The sequence below is a fragment of the Aeromonas sp. QDB14 genome (assembly GCF_027707845.1).
GTDB classification, from domain to species: domain Bacteria; phylum Pseudomonadota; class Gammaproteobacteria; order Enterobacterales; family Aeromonadaceae; genus Aeromonas; species Aeromonas caviae.
In genome coordinates, this window is the sequence record NZ_JAPCJD010000024.1 from 1 (window position 1) to 16,752 (window position 16,752).

The following is a 16,752-nucleotide window of genomic DNA, read 5'->3' on the forward strand; positions in this document are numbered from 1 at the left end:
TCCGGAACCAGTGATTGGTTCCGGATTGTCCTACAGCAGAAGGATCGGTCAATGGATCCTTAACTGATCAGCATTGCGCCCTTGTCGGGGCGGCCTTTTTGTTCTCCCCTATCCCCTCGCGGGAGAAGGGTTGGGGATGAGGGGCGACTCGCCTACACGTACTCCATAAAGACGCGGGAGGTGAGCTTGGTGATGAGCTCATAGGGAATGGTGCCGATCTGGTCGGCCACCCGCTCCACCGGCAGCCCTTCCCCCCAGAGCACCGCCTCGTCACCGGCCTTGTCGGTGGCGCCGGGACCGAGATCCACCGTGGTCATGTCCATGGAGACGCGACCCACCAGGGGCACGATGCGGCCATTGACCAGCACTGGCGTGCCGTTGGGGGCCATGCGCGGATAACCGTCGCCATAGCCGATGGCAATCACCCCGAGCCGGGTATCGCGATCCGACACCCAGTTGGCGCCATAGCCTACCGGCTCGCCCGCCTTGTGATCGCGCACCGCGATGAGCTGGGTCTTGAGGGTCATCACCGGCTTGAGGTCGTAATCCGCCGCCACCGTATTGGGGAACGGCGAGACGCCATAGAGGATAACGCCGGGGCGCACCCAGTCGCAGTGGGAATCCGGCCACGCCAGGATGCCTGCCGAGTTGGCCATGGCGCGCTCGCCCTTGAGCGGCGCAGTCAGCTGGCTGAACAGGTCGATCTGCTCGCGGGTGGTGGGTTGCTCCAGCTCATCGGAGCGGCTGAAGTGGGTCATGACGTTGAACGGCTGCACCACGTTCTTGCACTTGGCGAGGCGCTCGATAAAGGCGGGCATCTCCTCGGCCCGTACCCCGAGGCGGTGCATGCCGGTGTCGAGCTTGAGCCAGGCCACCACGGGGGCAGGCAGCTCCGCCTGCTCCAACGCTTCGAGCTGCTCCCAGGTGTGCACCGCGGTCTGCAGGTTGTTGGCCGCCAGCACCGGCAGGTCGGCGGCGCTGAAGAAGCCCTCCAGCAGCACGATGGGCTTGACCACGGCGCAGGAGCGCAGCATCAGCGCCTCTTCGATGCGGGCCACCGCGTAGGCGTCCGCATCCACCAGGGTGCGGGCAACCGGCAGCAGCCCATGGCCGTAGGCATTGGCCTTGACCACGGCAATGATCTTGCATTGGGGGGCGTGGCGTTTCACCACAGCGAGGTTGTGGCGCAGGGCCGCTGTATTGATCTGGGCGATAGCCGCTTTCATCTGTTTTCCCTTACGAGGGCATGATAATCAGGCACCGGGTGGTGTCAGCCCTCAAATCTCATCGTCTAAGGCCGGACCGGCAGAATTGTCGAACCGGGAAAACTGTGTCTGGATACCGGGAGCAGGCTCCCGACTTAGTAGTCATCATCAAACGCCGGGCCCGCGTAGTTGTCAAAGCGCGAGAACTGACCCTGGAAGGTGAGCCGCACTCGTCCTATGGGGCCGTTACGCTGCTTACCGATGATGATCTCGGCGATCCCCTTGTCGGGGCTGTCGTCGTGATAGACCTCGTCGCGGTAGATGAACATGATCAAGTCCGCATCCTGCTCGATGGAGCCGGATTCCCGCAGATCCGAGTTGACCGGGCGCTTGTCGGCACGCTGTTCCAGGCTTCGGTTCAGCTGGGAGAGCGCCACCACGGGGCACTGCAACTCTTTCGCCAGCGCCTTGAGGGAGCGGGAGATTTCACCGATTTCCAGAGTTCGGTTGTCAGACAGCGCCGGCACCCGCATCAGTTGCAGGTAGTCCACCATGATCATGCTGATGCCGCCGTTGTCCCGCGCCACCCGGCGGGCACGGGAGCGCACTTCGGTCGGGGTGAGGCCGGAGGAGTCGTCGATGTACATCTTCCCCTTCTCCAGCAGCAGCCCCATGGTGGAGGAGAGCCGCGCCCAATCCTCGTCGTCGAGCTGGCCGGTCCGCACCTTGGTCTGGTCGATGCGCCCCACGGAGGCGAGCATACGCATGATGATCTGCTCGGAGGGCATCTCGAGGGAGAAGATCAGCACCGGCTTGTCGGCGGTGAGGGCCGCGTGCTCGCACAGGTTCATGGCAAAGGTGGTCTTGCCCATGGAGGGACGGGCGGCGACGATGACCAGATCCGAACGCTGCAGGCCGGCGGTCATCTTGTCCAGATCGTTGTAGCCGGACGACACGCCGGTCACCCCGTTGTGGGGGGTCTTGAACAGCTCTTCAATCTTGTCGACGGTCTGCTCGAGGATGAGCTTCAGGGGCTGGGGGCCCTCGTTGGCGCTGGTGCGCTGCTCGGCGATCTGGAATACCTTGCTCTCGGCCAGGTCCAGCAGATCGTTGGAGGTACGCCCCTGGGGCTCGTAGCCCGCTTCGACTATCTCGTTGGCGACCGAGATCATCTCCCGTACCACGGCACGCTCGCGCACGATTTCGGCGTAGGCGCTGATGTTGGCGGCACTCGGGGTGTTCTTGGCGATCTCCACCAGATAGGCGAAGCCACCGGCCTCTTCCAGTTGCTCGGAGCGCTCGAGCTCCTCCTGCAGAGTGATAAGGTCGATGGGGTTGCCCGCGTTGGAGAGGCGGGTCATGGCCTGGAAGATCAGGCGGTGCGGACGGCTGTAGAAATCCTTGTCGATCACCCGTTCGGCGACCCGATCCCAGGCCTCGTTGTCCAGCATCAGGCCGCCCAGTACGGACTGTTCGGCCTCAAAAGAGTGGGGAGGTACTTTCAGCTGTTGTGTCTTGGCGTCTTTTTTCGCCGTCACTTGCTCTGCCATACACATAAAAACCGCAGCGGGAAGGGGACGGGAATTTTACAAAAGAAACCCCGCCATCGCGAGTGCTAATACGTCCCGTCATCGCATCCGGCGACAAGACGGGACCCAGGCCTCGTCAGCATCATCCACTTCTGCGCCGCAGACCTGCCTCACAGTACGAGAAAGGGCCAGACCAGGGTCTGATCCTTCGTTCTTGCTCTTTGTTTGTTGCGCAGCCTGCGCACCGAGCGACTCGGCCGTCTGTGTTTCATGGGCGCCTCCCCTGTCGGACGACTCAATCTGTTCATGAATAATTCATGCCATCCGTGATAATCATACCCGCAAGCTGCAACACAAAAAGGGACTGGCAGCCTGCCATGCGCCTCGCTGAGCTTGCACAAGCAGAGCATGCCCCCACCTACATGAGAGTGAAAGAGTCAAAATGAAAAAGATGCTGACCCTGTTTGCCCTGATCCTGGCCATTGGCCTTGGGGCACCCATCGCCGAGGCCAAGAAACTTGGTGGCGGCAAATCCTTTGGCAAGAGCTACAAGACGGCTCCGGCCCAGCCTGCGGCCAAGCCGGTCGACACCAAGAACCCGACCGTCGGCGCCCAGGCACCCAAGAAAGGCGGCATGATGGGCGGCCTGCTGGGTGGTCTGCTGGCCGGCGGCCTGTTCGCCTATCTGCTGGGCAGCGGCGCCTTCGAAGGTCTGCAAGGGATGGACTTCCTGCTGATCGCCCTGCTGGCACTGGGCGGTGTCTTCCTGTTCCGAGCCCTGCGCAGGAACAAGGCGGCAGCGGCCCAGCCACAGACGGCCTATGCGGGTTATCAACCGCCCCAGAGCGCGGCCCCCCAGCAGTTCGAGCAAAGCCACAACGCCCCGCAGGCCACCGGTTTTGCCGACAGCGACGTGCCCTTCCGTCTGCCCCCGGGCTTTGACATGAACGGCTTCCTGGCCGGCGCCCGCGATCACTACCGCACCCTGCAAGAGGCCTGGAACAAGAACGACCTGGAGAAGATCCGCGAGTACGTGAGCCCCGAGCTGTTCGAGCACCTCAAGGCCGAACGCGCCGAGCTCTCCGGTGAGCAGCACACCGAGGTGATGTACGTGGACACCCAGCTGGTCCGTGCCGACTACGGCAGCGACTGGGCCCAGGTGAGCGTACGCTTCAGCGGCCGCTACATGGACCGTCAGGAGCAGGTCGAGGAGGATATCAAGGAGGTGTGGCACCTCGAGCGTGATCTCGCCAAGGACAATGCCCCCTGGCATATCGTCGGCATCGAGCAGCTCTAAGGCTCAACCGACCCATTTCATCAAGGCGACCTCAGGGTCGCCTTTTTATTGCCATCAGATCATGTCATGCCCTATTTCGGGGCAGCTTCCCGTGGCCGGATATATTTCCCGAGAGACACTGCTGATGACATTGAAAATAAAAAGAGAGGCAGCCATGGCTGCCTCTCTTTTTTATTGGCTCGGGGTGCAGGGATTATTTGCAACCCTCTACCGAGGTGGAGTTGATATAGCTGACCTCGCCGGCCGGCTGATAATCGGCGACCTGAATGGTCTTCTTCGCTGCGATATAATCCTTCAGCACACCGGCATCCACCAGACCGGCATTGATGGTGTCGATCTTCGGATAACCGTCACCACCGGCCGCGCTGAAGCTCGGGATGGAGAAGCTGTAGGTTGCCGCCGGATCGAAGGCCTTCCCGCCGATGGTGGCGATGTCCACGCTCTTGGCCTGGCAATCCACCGTCATCTTGATGCCGCCGAACTGGGCATAGCCACCGGTATTGGCGGTCTTGGTCGCAACCTGACCCAGGTAGGTCAGCAGCTCGTTGCCGCTCATGGTCGCCTTGTTGACGGTGTTGCCGAACGGATGCACGGTCAGCACGTCACGGTAGCTGATGTCCCCTGCCGCGATGGAGGCACGCACCCCGCCGGAGTTGACGATGCCAAAGTCGGTGCTCAGCTTCTCGGCAGTCGCGGTGGTGATGAGACGACCCAGGTTGGTCTGCTTGTTGCGCACGTTGGCGCGCTCACCGTCCAGTACGCCATCGGTGGCACCGATGACCACACCCAGCTCCTGCTGTCCCTTCTCCTGATAGGTGAGCAGGGTGTTGTAGAGCTCGGGATCCTTGACGATCTCTTCTTGGATGAAATCACCGTCCGCATTCTTCAGGTTGACCGGGATCAGATCGTACTGGGTCAGGGTCAGCTTGCCATTCTGATAGTCAAACTGGGCACGACCCACATACTTGCCCCACTCGTGAGCCTGCATGATCCAGGTGCCGTTCTGCTGATCCGGCTGGCAGTCGTCGCCCGGCTTGAAGTCGGCGTACTTGTCCGGGGTGCCCGGCTTGAAGTCGGCGTACTTGTCCGGGGTGCCCGGCTCCATGCAGACCGGGTTCTGGGAGTGACCACCGATGATGGCGTCCAGGGTGCCTGCCGGCAGCGCACGGGCCATCTCCACGTCACCCGGTGCGTTGCTGCCGTGCTGACCATTCTCGTAATGGCCCATGTGGGTGATGGCAAGAACCAGGTTCGCCTCTTTGTTGTCGCGGATCTGCTTGCCGAGATTGGCGGCTTCCGTGGTCGGATCGCGGAACTCGAGGGTCTGGACGTTGTTGGGATCCACCAGCTGGGCGGTGTCCTCTGTGGTCAGACCCAGCACGGCGACCTTGAGGCCGCTCTCCAGCTTGAACACCTTGTAGGGATCGAAGTAGCGCTTGCCGCTCGTCTTGTCATAGATGTTGGCGGAGATCATCGGGAACTGGGCCCACTGACGCTGTTTCTCGAGGATGGTCAGGGGGTTGTCGAACTCGTGGTTGCCCACCGCCATGGCATCGTAACGGATGCTGTTCATGGCCATGAAGTCCGGCTCTGCATCCTGCAGATCCGACTCTGGCACCCCGGTGTTGACGTCACCGCCGGAGAGCACCAGCACTTCGCTGCCCGCCGCTTTCGCCTCGGCACGCAGCCGCTCGACCAGGGTCTTCTGGGCCGCCATGCCATATTCGCCCTTGTCGTTGTGCCAGAAACGACCGTGGGTATCATTGGTATGCAAAATGGTCAGCTTGCAGACATTTTCGGTGCAGGGGGCGACGCTGTCGTTGCTTGAGGTATTGCAGCCGCTCAATGCGGCAAACACTGCCAGTGCGATACTTCCTTTGACAAATTTATAATTCATTTCCATATCACCTTGTTATTTTGTTATTGGACGACCCTATCCAGGATCGGGCGGTAATATAACAAACAACATGTGACGGTTTTTCATCGGCGACTCACAAATTCCGCCAAATGTGATCATCCACGCAACCTGTTTCCCCTATTTGGAACAGAGGCACCCCACTCGCAGAGCAATTTCCCCCATGATGGCAGCCCGCCGGTAACGGTTATGGCATACTGCCCGCCAATCAATGCCAAGGAGTGCCTGGAATGGCCAAGTACGACAAAATTTCCCCCGAAACCCAGCAGGAGGCGATGAAGATCGCCCGTGCCAACCAGAAGCCGGGGCAGACCAAGGAGCAAACCCAGCTCATCGCCCAGGGGATCCAGAAGGGCATAGACGAATACAAGAAACAGATGAAGGCGAAGGCCCGCGAGGCCAGCCGCCAGAAGAAACTGCAAGCCAAAGCCAGGCACTCTTCCCAAGAGACACCGGAAGAGGAGAGCGAAGCCGAGGTCATCGAGCTCACCCGCCAGCACCCGCTGCCCTGGATCCTGCTGGTGCTGAGCTGGCTGGTATTTGCCGTGCTCTGGTTCTGGTTCCGCTGATCCTGCCCAGGCAAACCTTTGCCCTGCGATCCGCTTCACAGCCCGGGCGCGGGGGACTGGTCATTCCCCACCCGGACTGCCTACACTCTGCCCCCCTTGTCAGGAGACACTCATCATGAACCCGGCCCCGCTCTATCTGCTGGCTCCCCTCGCCCTCTTCCTCGTGACCCTGGTGCTCTATCGCATCTCGCCACTGCGGGCGGTTGCCGCCGGCCATGCCCGCTGGTTTATCCTGCCCGCCTTCACCCTCTTTATCCTGCTCATCGTCATCAATGGCGCTGCGGATCCCGCCCTGAGAAGCCCTGCTTTCCACTGGCTGATGCCGGGGTTCGGCTTTGCCCTGAGCCTGTTCCCTGCCCTGCCCAAGGCACTGGTACCGCGCCTGGCTATCAAGGAGGGAGCCTTTGCTGCCCTGGGTCTGATGCTGATGAGCCTTGCCATGGTCTACTGATCGGCAAGCGCTGGCGTCACGATGGCGCCAGCCCCCTTCTTGTACAAAGAATGGCCTTCAGGCATCTTGGTGGGCGGATAACCGGCATGGAGGCCAGATGAACAATCCGCCCGATTTCATGGCACTGTGGGATTATCAGGATCCCGTTGCCAGCGCCCAGCGTTTTCAAGCACTGCTGCCCGAGGCGCGTGCCGCCAACCTGCAATGGGAGCTGGAGCTCCTCACCCAGATAGCCCGCACCCATTCGCTGCAACGCCAGTTTGCACAGGCGCACCAGCTGCTCGACGAGATAGAACCCCGCCTCACCGAGGCGACTCCACGGGCCCGCCTGCGCGCCTTGCTGGAGCGTGGCCGCACCTTCAACTCCGCCGGTGACAAGGCCAGCGCCAGAGCCCTGTTTGAACAGGCCTGGCAACTGGGAGAGCAGTACGAAGAGCACTATCTGGCCATCGATGCGGCCCACATGGTGGCCATCGCCGCCCCCCTGGAGGAGCAGAGCCACTGGCACCAGCTGGCGATGACCCTGGCCGAGCGCAGTCACGACAAGCGGGCGCGAGGCTGGCTCGCCACCCTCTATAACAATCAGGGCTGGACCCTGTTCGAGCTGGGTCGCCTCGACGAGGCCATCGCCTGTCAGCAAAAGTGCCTGGCCTGGCACGAGCAGCACAACAACCAGGGCAAAGCCTTTATCGCCCGCTGGAGTCTGGCGCGCCTGAGCCGGGCCCAGGATCGCCATGAACAGGCCATGGCCGAACTGGCGCAGTTGCGCGACGACATGACTGCCGCAGGCGCCCCCGAGGATGGCTATGTGTTCGAGGAGCTGGGGGAGAATGCGCTCTTGCTCAATGATCCCGCGGCGACCGAGTACTTTGCCCGTGCCTGGTTTCTGCTGTCACAGGATGGCTGGTTCACCGCTAACGAGGCAGAACGACTGGCCAGGCTCAAGCTGCTCGCCAAACTCTGATAAGCGTGCGGGGCGACCAATTGGCCGCCCCGCACATCAGCATGTCTGCCCGGGAGTAGAGGTGACGGCTCAGGCCGGACTCGCCTCTTCCCAGCTCTGCTTCTTGCGATAAATCGTGGAAGGGCTTATTTCCAGCAGGGCCGCCGCCTTGGGGATGTTGCCGTCACAACTGGCGATGGCCTGCTCGATGGCCTCCTTTTCCACCTGCCAGAGCGGACGGACCTGCCTGCGAACGACGACGGATTCTGACTGGGGATCCGCGATCCCGACCACAGGCTCCGGGGCCAGGGTTCGCCCCCCGTTGAGGGGAGGTGGCAGGATATCCGGGCTCACCAGCTCGCCATCGTTGAGCACCACTATGTTGCGCACCACGTTTTGCAGCTCGCGCACGTTGCCGGGCCAGGGGTAGTCGAGCAGCACCTGCACTGCGTCCGCATCAAAGTCCCTGAACCGCTTGTTCTCCTCACCGGCATAACGCAATAGCAACTCCCGGGCCAGCAGCAGGATGTCCTCTCCCCGCTCCCTCAGGGGGGGCAGCGCCAGCGGGATCACGTGCAGGCGGTAGTAAAGGTCTTCACGAAACCGTCCGGCCTTGACCTCCACCAGGGGATCCCGGTTGGTGGCGCAGACAAAGCGCACATCCACCGTCTCCAGCTTGCCGCTGCCGACCCGCTGCAGGGTGCCGGTCTGGATGAAACGCAGCAGCTTGCTCTGCAGGTCGAGATCCATCTCGCAGATCTCGTCGAGGAAGAGGGTACCGCCGTCCGCCAGACTGGCCGCCCCCTTGCGATCCCCCTGGGCACCGGTAAACGACCCCTTCACGTGGCCGAAGATCTCGCTCTCCATCAGGTCATGGGGAATGGCGGCGCAGTTGAGGGCGATGAAGGGCTGATCCCGACGCGGGCTGCACTGGTGAATGGCCTCGGCGCACACCTCCTTGCCGGTGCCGCTCTCGCCAGTGATGAAGACGGTGGCCTTGCTCGGCGCCGCGCTCTCGATGATGCGATAGACCGCCTGCATCGCCATGGAGGCGCCGATGAAACCGGCAAAGGAGCTGCGCTCGAAGTTTTCCCGATACTGGGCCACCAGCGAGCTGAGCTGCTGGTGCTTCAGGGCATTGCGCGCCGTGGCGCACAGGCGCTTGCCATCGAACGGCTTGGTGAGAAAATCGAAGGCCCCGAACCGCATCGCCTCCACCGCCACATCCACCGAGCCGTGAGCGGTGATCACCACCACGGAGCAGGGCAGTTGCCGCTCCGTGATCTGCTGCAAGATGTCCATGCCGGACATGTCGGGCAACTCCAGGTCGAGCAGCACCACGGGGGGCGGGCTTGCCAGCAATTGTGCCAAAGCCTGCTGGCCACAATCTGCCAGCTGCACCTCGTAGCCATCCTGGGCCAGATACTGCTCATAGACGACCGCCAGACTGCGGGTATCTTCCACCAACAGGACACGGGGTTTGCTTTCAGCCACGAGATCCATCCTTGCGCTTGATTTTGTTGTCTATTCTGGGGGCTAGCCGCCACACACTCAAGACGGCCTCATCGCTTTATCCGGGGGATTGCGACAATACACAAGCAAAAACGGCTCCCTGGGGAGCCGTTTTTATGGTGCTTTGAGCTTATTTCTTGGCGTTGTCGCCATCGGCAGCCGGTTTTTCGATGGCCAGCAGCTCTACGTCAAATACCAGCACGGCGTTGGCCGGGATGGAACCTGCACCGTGCTCGCCATAGGCCAGCTTGGACGGCAGGAAGAACTTGAACTTGGAGCCGACCGGCATCAGTTGCACCCCTTCGGTCCAGCCCGGGATCACCTGGTTGAGCGGGAAGGTAGCCGGCTCGCCGCGATCGACGGAGCTGTCAAACTTGGTGCCATCAGTCAGGGTACCGGTGTAGTGTACCTTGACGATGTCGGTGGCCTTCGGCTTGGCGCCGTCACCCATCTTCTCGACCTGATATTGCAGGCCGGACTCAGTGCTCTTCACGCCCTCTTTCTTGGCGTTGGCAGCCAGGAACTCTTCACCCTTCTTCAGGTTTTCCACGGCATCCTTGTCGGCCTTCGCCTTGGTCAGCTCGTTGATCTTGGCGTCGTATTCCTGCAGAACCTTCTGGATCTCCTCGTCGGTCATCTTGGCTTCTTTGCCCAGACCGTCGGTGACACCCTTCAGGATCACGGTGTTGTCCAGCTTGATGCCGAGCTCCTGCTGGCGCTCCAGGGTATTGGCGATATAACGACCCATGGAGAGGCCGATCGCATAGCCGGATTGCTCTTCAAAGCTCTTGGCCTCAGCCTTGGGGGCCTCTGCCGGCTTGCTGGCTTCTGCCTTGACCTCTGCGGTGTTGGTCGCAGCAGGTTTCTCATCTTTTTGGCAAGCAGTCAGACCGACGGCAACCGCCGCAGCCAACAGGGACACCTTCAGAAAATTGTTCATCAGTTTCTCCAAAACTCTAAATACCGCTCTCGGTTCCTTCGTGAAATGAGAGGATTATCGTGATAAGCGCCTTATACTAACGCCGTGATCGCAGGTAACGAAAGCATGAGACAGGAAAAATGATCAAAAGTGCCATTTATCTCATCGGTATTTGCCTGATGCTGACGGGGTGCGAACAACGCTCACTTCCCAGCCAGCAGATCCACCTCGCCAATCAGGGTCTGCTGAGTGCGGATCTCGCCAGTTCCGGCAAGCTCGCGCTCGTCTCCAGCCTGGGTCAGGGCACTGTGGTGTGGGATCTGGAACAGGGCAAGGAGCGCTGGCGCTGGCGCCAGAGCGACGACCAGGAGGAGTTCGTCACCCTGACCCGCTTCTCCCCCGATGACAGCCATGCCATCACCGCCACCCAGCACACCTTCGCCATCTGGCGCTTGCAGGATGGCCGCTCCCAGGGCTACTACTCCCTGCCAGAATCCCCCCTGCGCGATGCGGCGATCTCGGCGGATGGCCGCCAGGTGCTCATCGGCCGTGAAGATGACAAGGCGGAAGTGGTCGACACCCAGACCGGACGCCGGCTGCAATTCCTCGGCCACACCGAACAGGTCAACACGGTGGATCTCTCCCCCAACGGTCGCTATGCCCTCACCGGCGGCAACGATTACAGCGCCTATCTGTGGGATACCCGCACGGGCCAGGTGGTGTGGCGCTTCAACCACGCCGGGCGAGTCGTGATGGCGAGACTGGATCCGTCCGGACGCTTCGCCTTCACCGCAGACAGTCGCCAGGCCAGCATCTGGGATCTCAAAACCGGCAAGGAGCACAGCAGGTTGCAATATGATCACCGCTTCGAGGTCTACACCAGCGCCCGCTTCGCCAACGGCGGCAACTGGCTCATCACCGGCGCCCCCTCCCGCCAGCTCACTCTGTGGCAGGTGAGTGACGGCCAGCCGTTGCAGAGCTGGCGCGTCTCGCCCCATCCCAAAGTGAAACCACCGAGCGCTGTGGTCTATGGCGTGGCTTTGCGCGACAATAATCACCTCGTCAGTGCCAGCTCCAGTGGCCTGGCTGAAATCTGGACTATCAAGTAAGGACCAAAAGGCCCATGAGTCAGCAACTAAACGAACGCCTCGAAACCCTGGAAAGCCGCCTCGCCTTTGCCGAATACACGGTGGAGCAGCTCAACGACGAGGTCACCACCCAGGGTCGCGAGCTGGACCGGCTCAAACACCAGATCCATCTACTGGTAGATAAATTGCAGAGCGTACAGCCGAGCCAGATCGCCAGCATGGCCGAAGAGACGCCGCCACCGCACTACTGATGAGTGCCCGCCATAAAAAAACCCGCGCCATGCGCGGGTTCTTTTATCATCGGCCAGGCCGTGATCAGTGCTGATGGCCCTTGCCACCACAACCACCACCACCGCAGCAACCACCGTGACCGTGATCGTCGCCGTGATCGTGTGCATGGTTGTGACCGTGGCCACCACAGCAGCCACCGTGGTCATGATCGTGATCATGGCCGTGATCATGGTCATGACCATGATCGTGACCGCAGCCACCGGCGCCGTGCACATGGCCGTGGGCCAGCTCTTCGGCGGTCGCGGCACGCACGTCCTTGATCTCGACCTTGAAGCCCAGGGTCACGCCAGCCAGGGGATGGTTGCCGTCCACCTTGATGAACTCCTCGGACACCTCGATGACGGTCACCGGGCGGTGACCATCGTCGGTCTCGGCCACAAAAGTATCCCCTTCAGACACTTCCATGCCGTCGAACAGCTCGCCGGGCACTTCCTGCACCAGATTCTCGTCGTACTCGCCATAGGCCTGGTTCGGCGTCAGGGTGACGTCGAACGCCTCACCCACGCTGCGGCCTTCCAGCTCGGCTTCGAGGCCGGAGACCAGGTAACGGGTACCGTGCAGATACACCAGCGGCTCTTTACCGACAGTGGTGTCGATGACTTCACCGTGTTCGTCGGTGACCGTGTATTCCAGCGTAACCACGCTCAGGGGAGCTACTTTCATGTCAGGGATCCTGCGGATAGAAAAAAACGGGCTCAGAATACCTCAAAAAGGCAGACAAGCATATGGTCGGCCCGGCTTCAGTGTGATGAAAAAGTCATCAACAGCGACCAGCTTGACCGGCGTACCATCACCTTGAGGCATGGCCCTCACTCGGGACGAAACACCCCTATCACCTGCTCCGCCTCGCGCGTCGCCTTGTCCACCTGCTCCTGGGTCTGCACCTGGGTATCCCCGCACTCGACACAGGTCACCTTCTCGACTCCATGCTCCATATACAGCATCATGGTGTCCATCTTGCCGCACGCCGGGCAAACCGCCCCGGCAATGAAGCGCTTTTTACGTCTGGTTTCCATTTTTGTTACCTCCAGGCAGCATCATATCAGGGTTTTTACATGCATCACGCCATCGAATATCAGCATTTTTCCACTTCCACCCTTCAGGTCGGCCCCCGCAAGCGCTCCCCCATGGGCCAATTGCTGCGAGTCACCCAGGGGGCGGCGCTGCTGAAATTGGGTGCCCATGAGCTGTTGCTGACACCTGGCAGCCACTTCTGGCTCTGTGCCGATGCTCTCGCCGCCTTCACCCCTCTGGCTGACTGCCAGCATGATCTGCTGGCCTGCTCCGTACGGGTGCCCCAGCCCGCCCAGGCTGGCTGGTTGCAGGCAAGCCCGTTGATGGACGCACTGCTGGACAGCCTGGCGGCCTGGTCACGCCCCCGCGACTGGCAAGGCCCCTATGGGCAGCGGCTGCAAGTGATAGGGGATGAGTTGCACGGCTGCACCACCTCGTCCCTGGGGGATCAGGCACTACAAGATGCCTGGCAAGCCCTGGCCAGAGCGCAGCCGGATAGCGTGGCTGCCTGGCAGACCCTGCTGGGCACTCGCGGTCTCGAGGGCCCGGACGCCCGGGCACTGAAGGATCAGTGGCAACTGTTGCAGGGGATTCGCCTGCTGCGAAGCGGCAGCACGCCGTCACAGGTGGTGAGCAGGCTGGGTTATCGGGATGAAAGCGCGCTGGCCGAGGCTCATCTGCAATGGCTCGGGGCGCCCCTCTCCCCTCAGCCGTCCGCGACCCGATAAGAGAGGCATAAAAGGATGGCAAAAGAAATCCAGTTTTGCGGCTCACCGCCGCTAACAACAAAGGAGTCATTCATGTCACCATCCTTTATGCTGAACACCCGATTGACCGTCACCGACTAGATCAACAGGACATCCGCCATGACGAGCAAGGCCAACCAATCCCAGGGCATGTTGCTGTTCCACCTCTCTGCCAGACAATCCTTCGCCATCGGTACCCTCAAGGTGAAGGAGATCGTGCCCTACACCCAGCTCACCGCTCTACCACAATCCCATCCCACCGTGCTCGGTGCCGCCAGCATGCGCGGCACCACCATCCCGGTGATCGACATGGCAATGGCCGTGGGCTACCGCCCCATCACCCGGGAGGAGATGCCCCACTGCTTCATCATCATCACCGATTGCCGCCGCACCCTGGTGGGCTTTCTGGTGCGGGGCATCGACAAGATCACCGAGTGCAACTGGCGTGACATCGAGCCGCCCCCTCCCTCCTTGGGACAGAACGTCTTCGTCACCGGCGTGACCCGGGTGGGAGATCAGTTGATCCAGTTGCTGGATGTGGAGCTCATCCTGTCGCGGGTCTATCCGGACGATCCCAGCCATCTCTACCCCGTGCTGACCGATGTGCAGCGCGAGCGGCTCAAGCCGATGCGGATCCTGCTGGTGGACGACTCCTCTGTCGCCCGTCGCCAGCTCATGGCGGCGCTCGATTACATCAACATCCCCTACGAGGTCTGCACCAACGGACGCGACGCCCTCACCCTGATGCAGACCCGGGTCTCCCAGGGCACGCGGATCGACATCCTGGTGAGCGATATCGAGATGCCGGGGCTGGATGGTTACGAGCTGGCCTTCGAGGTGCAGAGCGATGCCAAGCTGGCGGGAGCCTACATCATCCTGCACACCTCCCTCTCCAGCGAGATCAGCGTGGAGCGGGCCCATCAGGTCGGTGCCCACGAGGCGCTCACCAAGTTTGAAGCCAACGAACTGATCCAGGCCATGCTGCGCGGCGCCGAGCACCACGATCGTCTGATGGCCTGATGTCGCGGCGAGCCAAGGGCTCGCCGCCCCCTTTTCCTCCCTGCTCTTCCGAGTCGTTGCATGTTGACAGAAAGCCACTTTCACGCCCCCTGGTGGACCCGCAACCCCCATCTGCAAACCATTTTGCCCAAGTGGCTGCGCCGCTCGCCTGCCCGCTTCATCCAGGAGCGCTTCGAACTTCCGGACGGCGATTTCGTTGATCTGGCCTGGAGCGGCGAACCTGGCCAGGATGAACAACCCCTGGTGGTGGTGTTCCACGGACTGGAGGGGAGCATTCACTCCCACTATGCCAAGGGGCTCTTTGCCCACCTGCAGCGGCAAGGGAACGAGGCGGTGCTGATGCACTTTCGGGGGTGCAGTGGCGAGCCGAATCGGCTGCTGCAGGCCTATCACTCAGGCGCCATCGAGGACGCCCAGACGGTGATTGCCGAGCTGGAGCGGCGTTTTCCTGGCCGCCCCCTGGTCGCCATCGGCTATTCCCTGGGGGGCAACATGCTGGTCAATCTGCTGGCGCGGGCCTGCCCGGCACCATTGAAGGCGGCGGTGGTAGTGTCGGCCCCGCTGCAACTGGCAAGCTGTGCCGATCGGGTCAATCAGGGCTTCTCACGGGTCTATCAGAACTACCTGCTGCGGACCATGCGAACCAACCTGCAAAGCAAGATCCGGCGCCAGAGCGCGGCACGGGCGCGCTGGCAGCCGACCCAGATCACCCGCATCGCCACACTGAGGGAGTTCGACGAGCTGGTGACGGCACCGCTCCATGGTTTCGAAAGCGCCGATCACTACTACCAGACCTGCTCCGGCCTGAGCCTGCTGGCCCGCATTCCCATCCCGACCCTCGTCATTCACGCCGCCGACGATCCCTTCATGACCGATGCCGTCATTCCGGCGGCGGAGCAGCTCTCCCCTCTGGTGCGCTACGAGCTGAGCCGCCAGGGCGGCCACGTGGGCTTCCTGCACGGCTCTCCCTGGCGCCCCCGTTTCTGGCTGGATGAGCGCATCAGCCAGTGGTTGCGGCAACAGACTCAGGGCGCGAACCGGTAACCGTTGCGCCCCTCTTCCTTGGCCTGATAGAGGGCGCCATCGACCCGCTCGAGCAGCATGACGAGGCTCTCCCCGGCTCGCCACTGGGCTATCCCCTGGCTCAGGGTGAGGTGGGGGGCTACGTCGGAATCCTCATGGGGCAGAGCCCTGGCCGCCAGAGTGGCGCGAATGCGCTCCGCCACCTCCTGGCCACCGGCCAGCGTCGTCTCCTGCAGCAACACCACGAACTCCTCTCCCCCGTAGCGCGCCACCAGATCGCCGGGCTCCCGCACACTCTCCTCCAGGCACTCGGCCACCAGGATCAGGCACTCATCCCCCGCCTGATGCCCATAGCGATCGTTGTAGCGCTTGAAGAAATCCACATCGAGCAGGATCACGGTGAGCGGTACATCCTGGGTGGTGCCTTGCGCAATGGCACGCTTGCACGCCTGCTCGAAGTGGCGACGGTTGGCTATGCCGGTCAGGGGATCCCGGTTGGCCATGGCATTCATCTTGTTTGCCAGCATCAGGTTGTCGTGCTCCCTTGACACCGCAAGCTCGAACCAGCCGTTGAGCATGCGCCGTCCCGTCTCCAGCACCACTAGCAAGACCCCGACCACTATGGTGTTGACCAGAACAAAGGGCTCAGGACTCCAGGAGGCTCTCACCAACAAGAACAGCAGGGGGACCGACACCAGTGCGTAAAACAGCCGCACATCGCAATACGCGGCGACGAGACCGGTCAGCAGCAACAGACTGACCATGTTGAAAATGAAACTGAAGCCCCCCTTCAAGTCGACGATCGAGATGGTGTAACCCACCATGGCCCAGGCTAGCCCCCAGGCCAGGGCACAGACGCACAGGGACACCAGCCAGATGGCATGGGATTGACGGGAGAGCCAGCCCCACCCGAGCGGCAGCAGCAGGCCAACACCTATCATGGCAAAGAGCTGCCATTTGTATGACCAGGGCAGGTTGCCGACCAGTACCAGGTGTGCATCCCGATAGATGTAGAAGCGGGTCAGCAGAAATACGAGGGCGATGAGATTGATGACCCAGTACCAGCGCAAACCGGCGCTCAGGGCGCGGCGGCGGGCATCGAACAGGTGCTGTTCGAATTGACTAGAGGGTCGGCGTGCGTCAATGGATTGCATGGCACCCCTCGTCCAAAACGAGACAAATCCCTTGCGCTTGCCGACCAGACATCGACAATATCCGCAACCCACTGAG

General features: G+C 61.7%; 17 protein-coding genes. 9 read left to right on the top strand and 8 right to left on the bottom strand.

Translation table 11 applies throughout. The features are described 5' to 3' along the window. Positions 1 to 152 precede the first annotated feature (152 nt). Positions 153 to 1,226 (bottom strand): alanine racemase, encoded by a 1,074-nt coding sequence (gene alr / locus PG887_RS10020; protein ID WP_270821593.1) that lies wholly within the window; start codon positions 1,224 to 1,226, stop codon positions 153 to 155. Positions 1,227 to 1,360: 134 nt separating this feature from the next. Continuing rightward, complete coding sequence (gene dnaB / locus PG887_RS10025; RefSeq protein ID WP_039040054.1) at positions 1,361 to 2,755, bottom strand: replicative DNA helicase; 1,395 nt, start codon at positions 2,753 to 2,755, stop codon at positions 1,361 to 1,363. Between the two features lie 421 nt (positions 2,756 to 3,176). On the opposite strand from dnaB, the gene PG887_RS10030 reads away from it, so the two are divergent. After that, positions 3,177 to 4,031, top strand: a complete 855-nt coding sequence (locus PG887_RS10030) for a Tim44 domain-containing protein (protein ID WP_113724977.1) — start codon at positions 3,177 to 3,179, stop codon at positions 4,029 to 4,031. A gap of 193 nt (positions 4,032 to 4,224) precedes the next feature. Here PG887_RS10030 and ushA read toward each other — a convergent pair whose 3' ends face one another. Then, a complete protein-coding gene (ushA, locus tag PG887_RS10035; RefSeq protein WP_270821595.1) occupies positions 4,225 to 5,928 on the bottom strand; it encodes a bifunctional UDP-sugar hydrolase/5'-nucleotidase UshA in 1,704 nt (567 codons plus the stop codon). 248 nt (positions 5,929 to 6,176) lie between these two features. On the opposite strand from ushA, the gene PG887_RS10040 reads away from it, so the two are divergent. The 3 genes from PG887_RS10040 to PG887_RS10050 all read left to right on the top strand — a co-directional run bounded on the left by PG887_RS10040 (position 6,177) and on the right by PG887_RS10050 (position 7,930). After that, the gene (locus tag PG887_RS10040; protein ID WP_010673255.1) at positions 6,177 to 6,515 is read left to right on the top strand and encodes a DUF2956 domain-containing protein; all 339 of its coding nucleotides are present in this window, start codon (positions 6,177 to 6,179) and stop codon (positions 6,513 to 6,515) included. A 115-nt stretch (positions 6,516 to 6,630) separates the two neighbouring features. Next, positions 6,631 to 6,966: a hypothetical protein gene (locus tag PG887_RS10045; protein ID WP_010673254.1), complete on the top strand. Its 336-nt coding sequence runs from the start codon at positions 6,631 to 6,633 to the stop codon at positions 6,964 to 6,966. Between the two features lie 97 nt (positions 6,967 to 7,063). Then, the gene (locus tag PG887_RS10050; protein ID WP_109111701.1) at positions 7,064 to 7,930 is read left to right on the top strand and encodes a tetratricopeptide repeat protein; all 867 of its coding nucleotides are present in this window, start codon (positions 7,064 to 7,066) and stop codon (positions 7,928 to 7,930) included. A gap of 69 nt (positions 7,931 to 7,999) precedes the next feature. On the opposite strand, the gene PG887_RS10055 is transcribed toward PG887_RS10050, so the two are convergent. Beyond that, positions 8,000 to 9,403, bottom strand: coding sequence for a sigma-54-dependent transcriptional regulator (locus tag PG887_RS10055; RefSeq protein ID WP_109111731.1), 1,404 nt, complete (start codon positions 9,401 to 9,403; stop codon positions 8,000 to 8,002). A gap of 148 nt (positions 9,404 to 9,551) precedes the next feature. After that, positions 9,552 to 10,361 carry an FKBP-type peptidyl-prolyl cis-trans isomerase gene (gene fkpA, locus PG887_RS10060; RefSeq protein WP_029313875.1) on the bottom strand — a complete coding sequence of 270 codons (810 nt, stop codon included), beginning with the start codon at positions 10,359 to 10,361 and terminating at the stop codon, positions 9,552 to 9,554. A gap of 119 nt (positions 10,362 to 10,480) precedes the next feature. On the opposite strand from fkpA, the gene PG887_RS10065 reads away from it, so the two are divergent. Further along, positions 10,481 to 11,449 (top strand): WD40 repeat domain-containing protein, encoded by a 969-nt coding sequence (locus tag PG887_RS10065; protein WP_270821596.1) that lies wholly within the window; start codon positions 10,481 to 10,483, stop codon positions 11,447 to 11,449. A 14-nt stretch (positions 11,450 to 11,463) separates the two neighbouring features. Beyond that, the gene (locus tag PG887_RS10070; protein ID WP_010673249.1) at positions 11,464 to 11,679 is read left to right on the top strand and encodes a SlyX family protein; all 216 of its coding nucleotides are present in this window, start codon (positions 11,464 to 11,466) and stop codon (positions 11,677 to 11,679) included. Positions 11,680 to 11,743: 64 nt separating this feature from the next. On the opposite strand, the gene PG887_RS10075 is transcribed toward PG887_RS10070, so the two are convergent. Together PG887_RS10075 and PG887_RS10080 are read right to left on the bottom strand one after the other, a co-directional pair. Then, positions 11,744 to 12,382 carry an FKBP-type peptidyl-prolyl cis-trans isomerase gene (locus PG887_RS10075; RefSeq protein WP_010673248.1) on the bottom strand — a complete coding sequence of 213 codons (639 nt, stop codon included), beginning with the start codon at positions 12,380 to 12,382 and terminating at the stop codon, positions 11,744 to 11,746. 146 nt (positions 12,383 to 12,528) lie between these two features. Then, positions 12,529 to 12,735: a YheV family putative zinc ribbon protein gene (locus tag PG887_RS10080; RefSeq protein WP_010673247.1), complete on the bottom strand. Its 207-nt coding sequence runs from the start codon at positions 12,733 to 12,735 to the stop codon at positions 12,529 to 12,531. Between the two features lie 39 nt (positions 12,736 to 12,774). Here PG887_RS10080 and PG887_RS10085 point away from each other — a divergent pair, with 39 nt between their 5' ends. The 3 genes from PG887_RS10085 to PG887_RS10095 all read left to right on the top strand — a co-directional run bounded on the left by PG887_RS10085 (position 12,775) and on the right by PG887_RS10095 (position 15,543). Further along, on the top strand, positions 12,775 to 13,461 hold the full coding sequence (locus PG887_RS10085) for a hypothetical protein (protein WP_270821597.1): 687 nt from the start codon (positions 12,775 to 12,777) through the stop codon (positions 13,459 to 13,461). A 138-nt stretch (positions 13,462 to 13,599) separates the two neighbouring features. Then, positions 13,600 to 14,499 carry a chemotaxis protein gene (locus PG887_RS10090; protein ID WP_069651814.1) on the top strand — a complete coding sequence of 300 codons (900 nt, stop codon included), beginning with the start codon at positions 13,600 to 13,602 and terminating at the stop codon, positions 14,497 to 14,499. 60 nt (positions 14,500 to 14,559) lie between these two features. Then, positions 14,560 to 15,543: a hydrolase gene (locus PG887_RS10095; protein WP_270821600.1), complete on the top strand. Its 984-nt coding sequence runs from the start codon at positions 14,560 to 14,562 to the stop codon at positions 15,541 to 15,543. Here PG887_RS10095 and PG887_RS10100 read toward each other — a convergent pair. Beyond that, entirely contained in the window at positions 15,525 to 16,676 is a 1,152-nt protein-coding gene (locus PG887_RS10100) for a GGDEF domain-containing protein (protein ID WP_270821601.1), read from the bottom strand. The genes PG887_RS10095 and PG887_RS10100 overlap by 19 nt on opposite strands. Between the last annotated feature and the right edge of the window lie 76 nt (positions 16,677 to 16,752).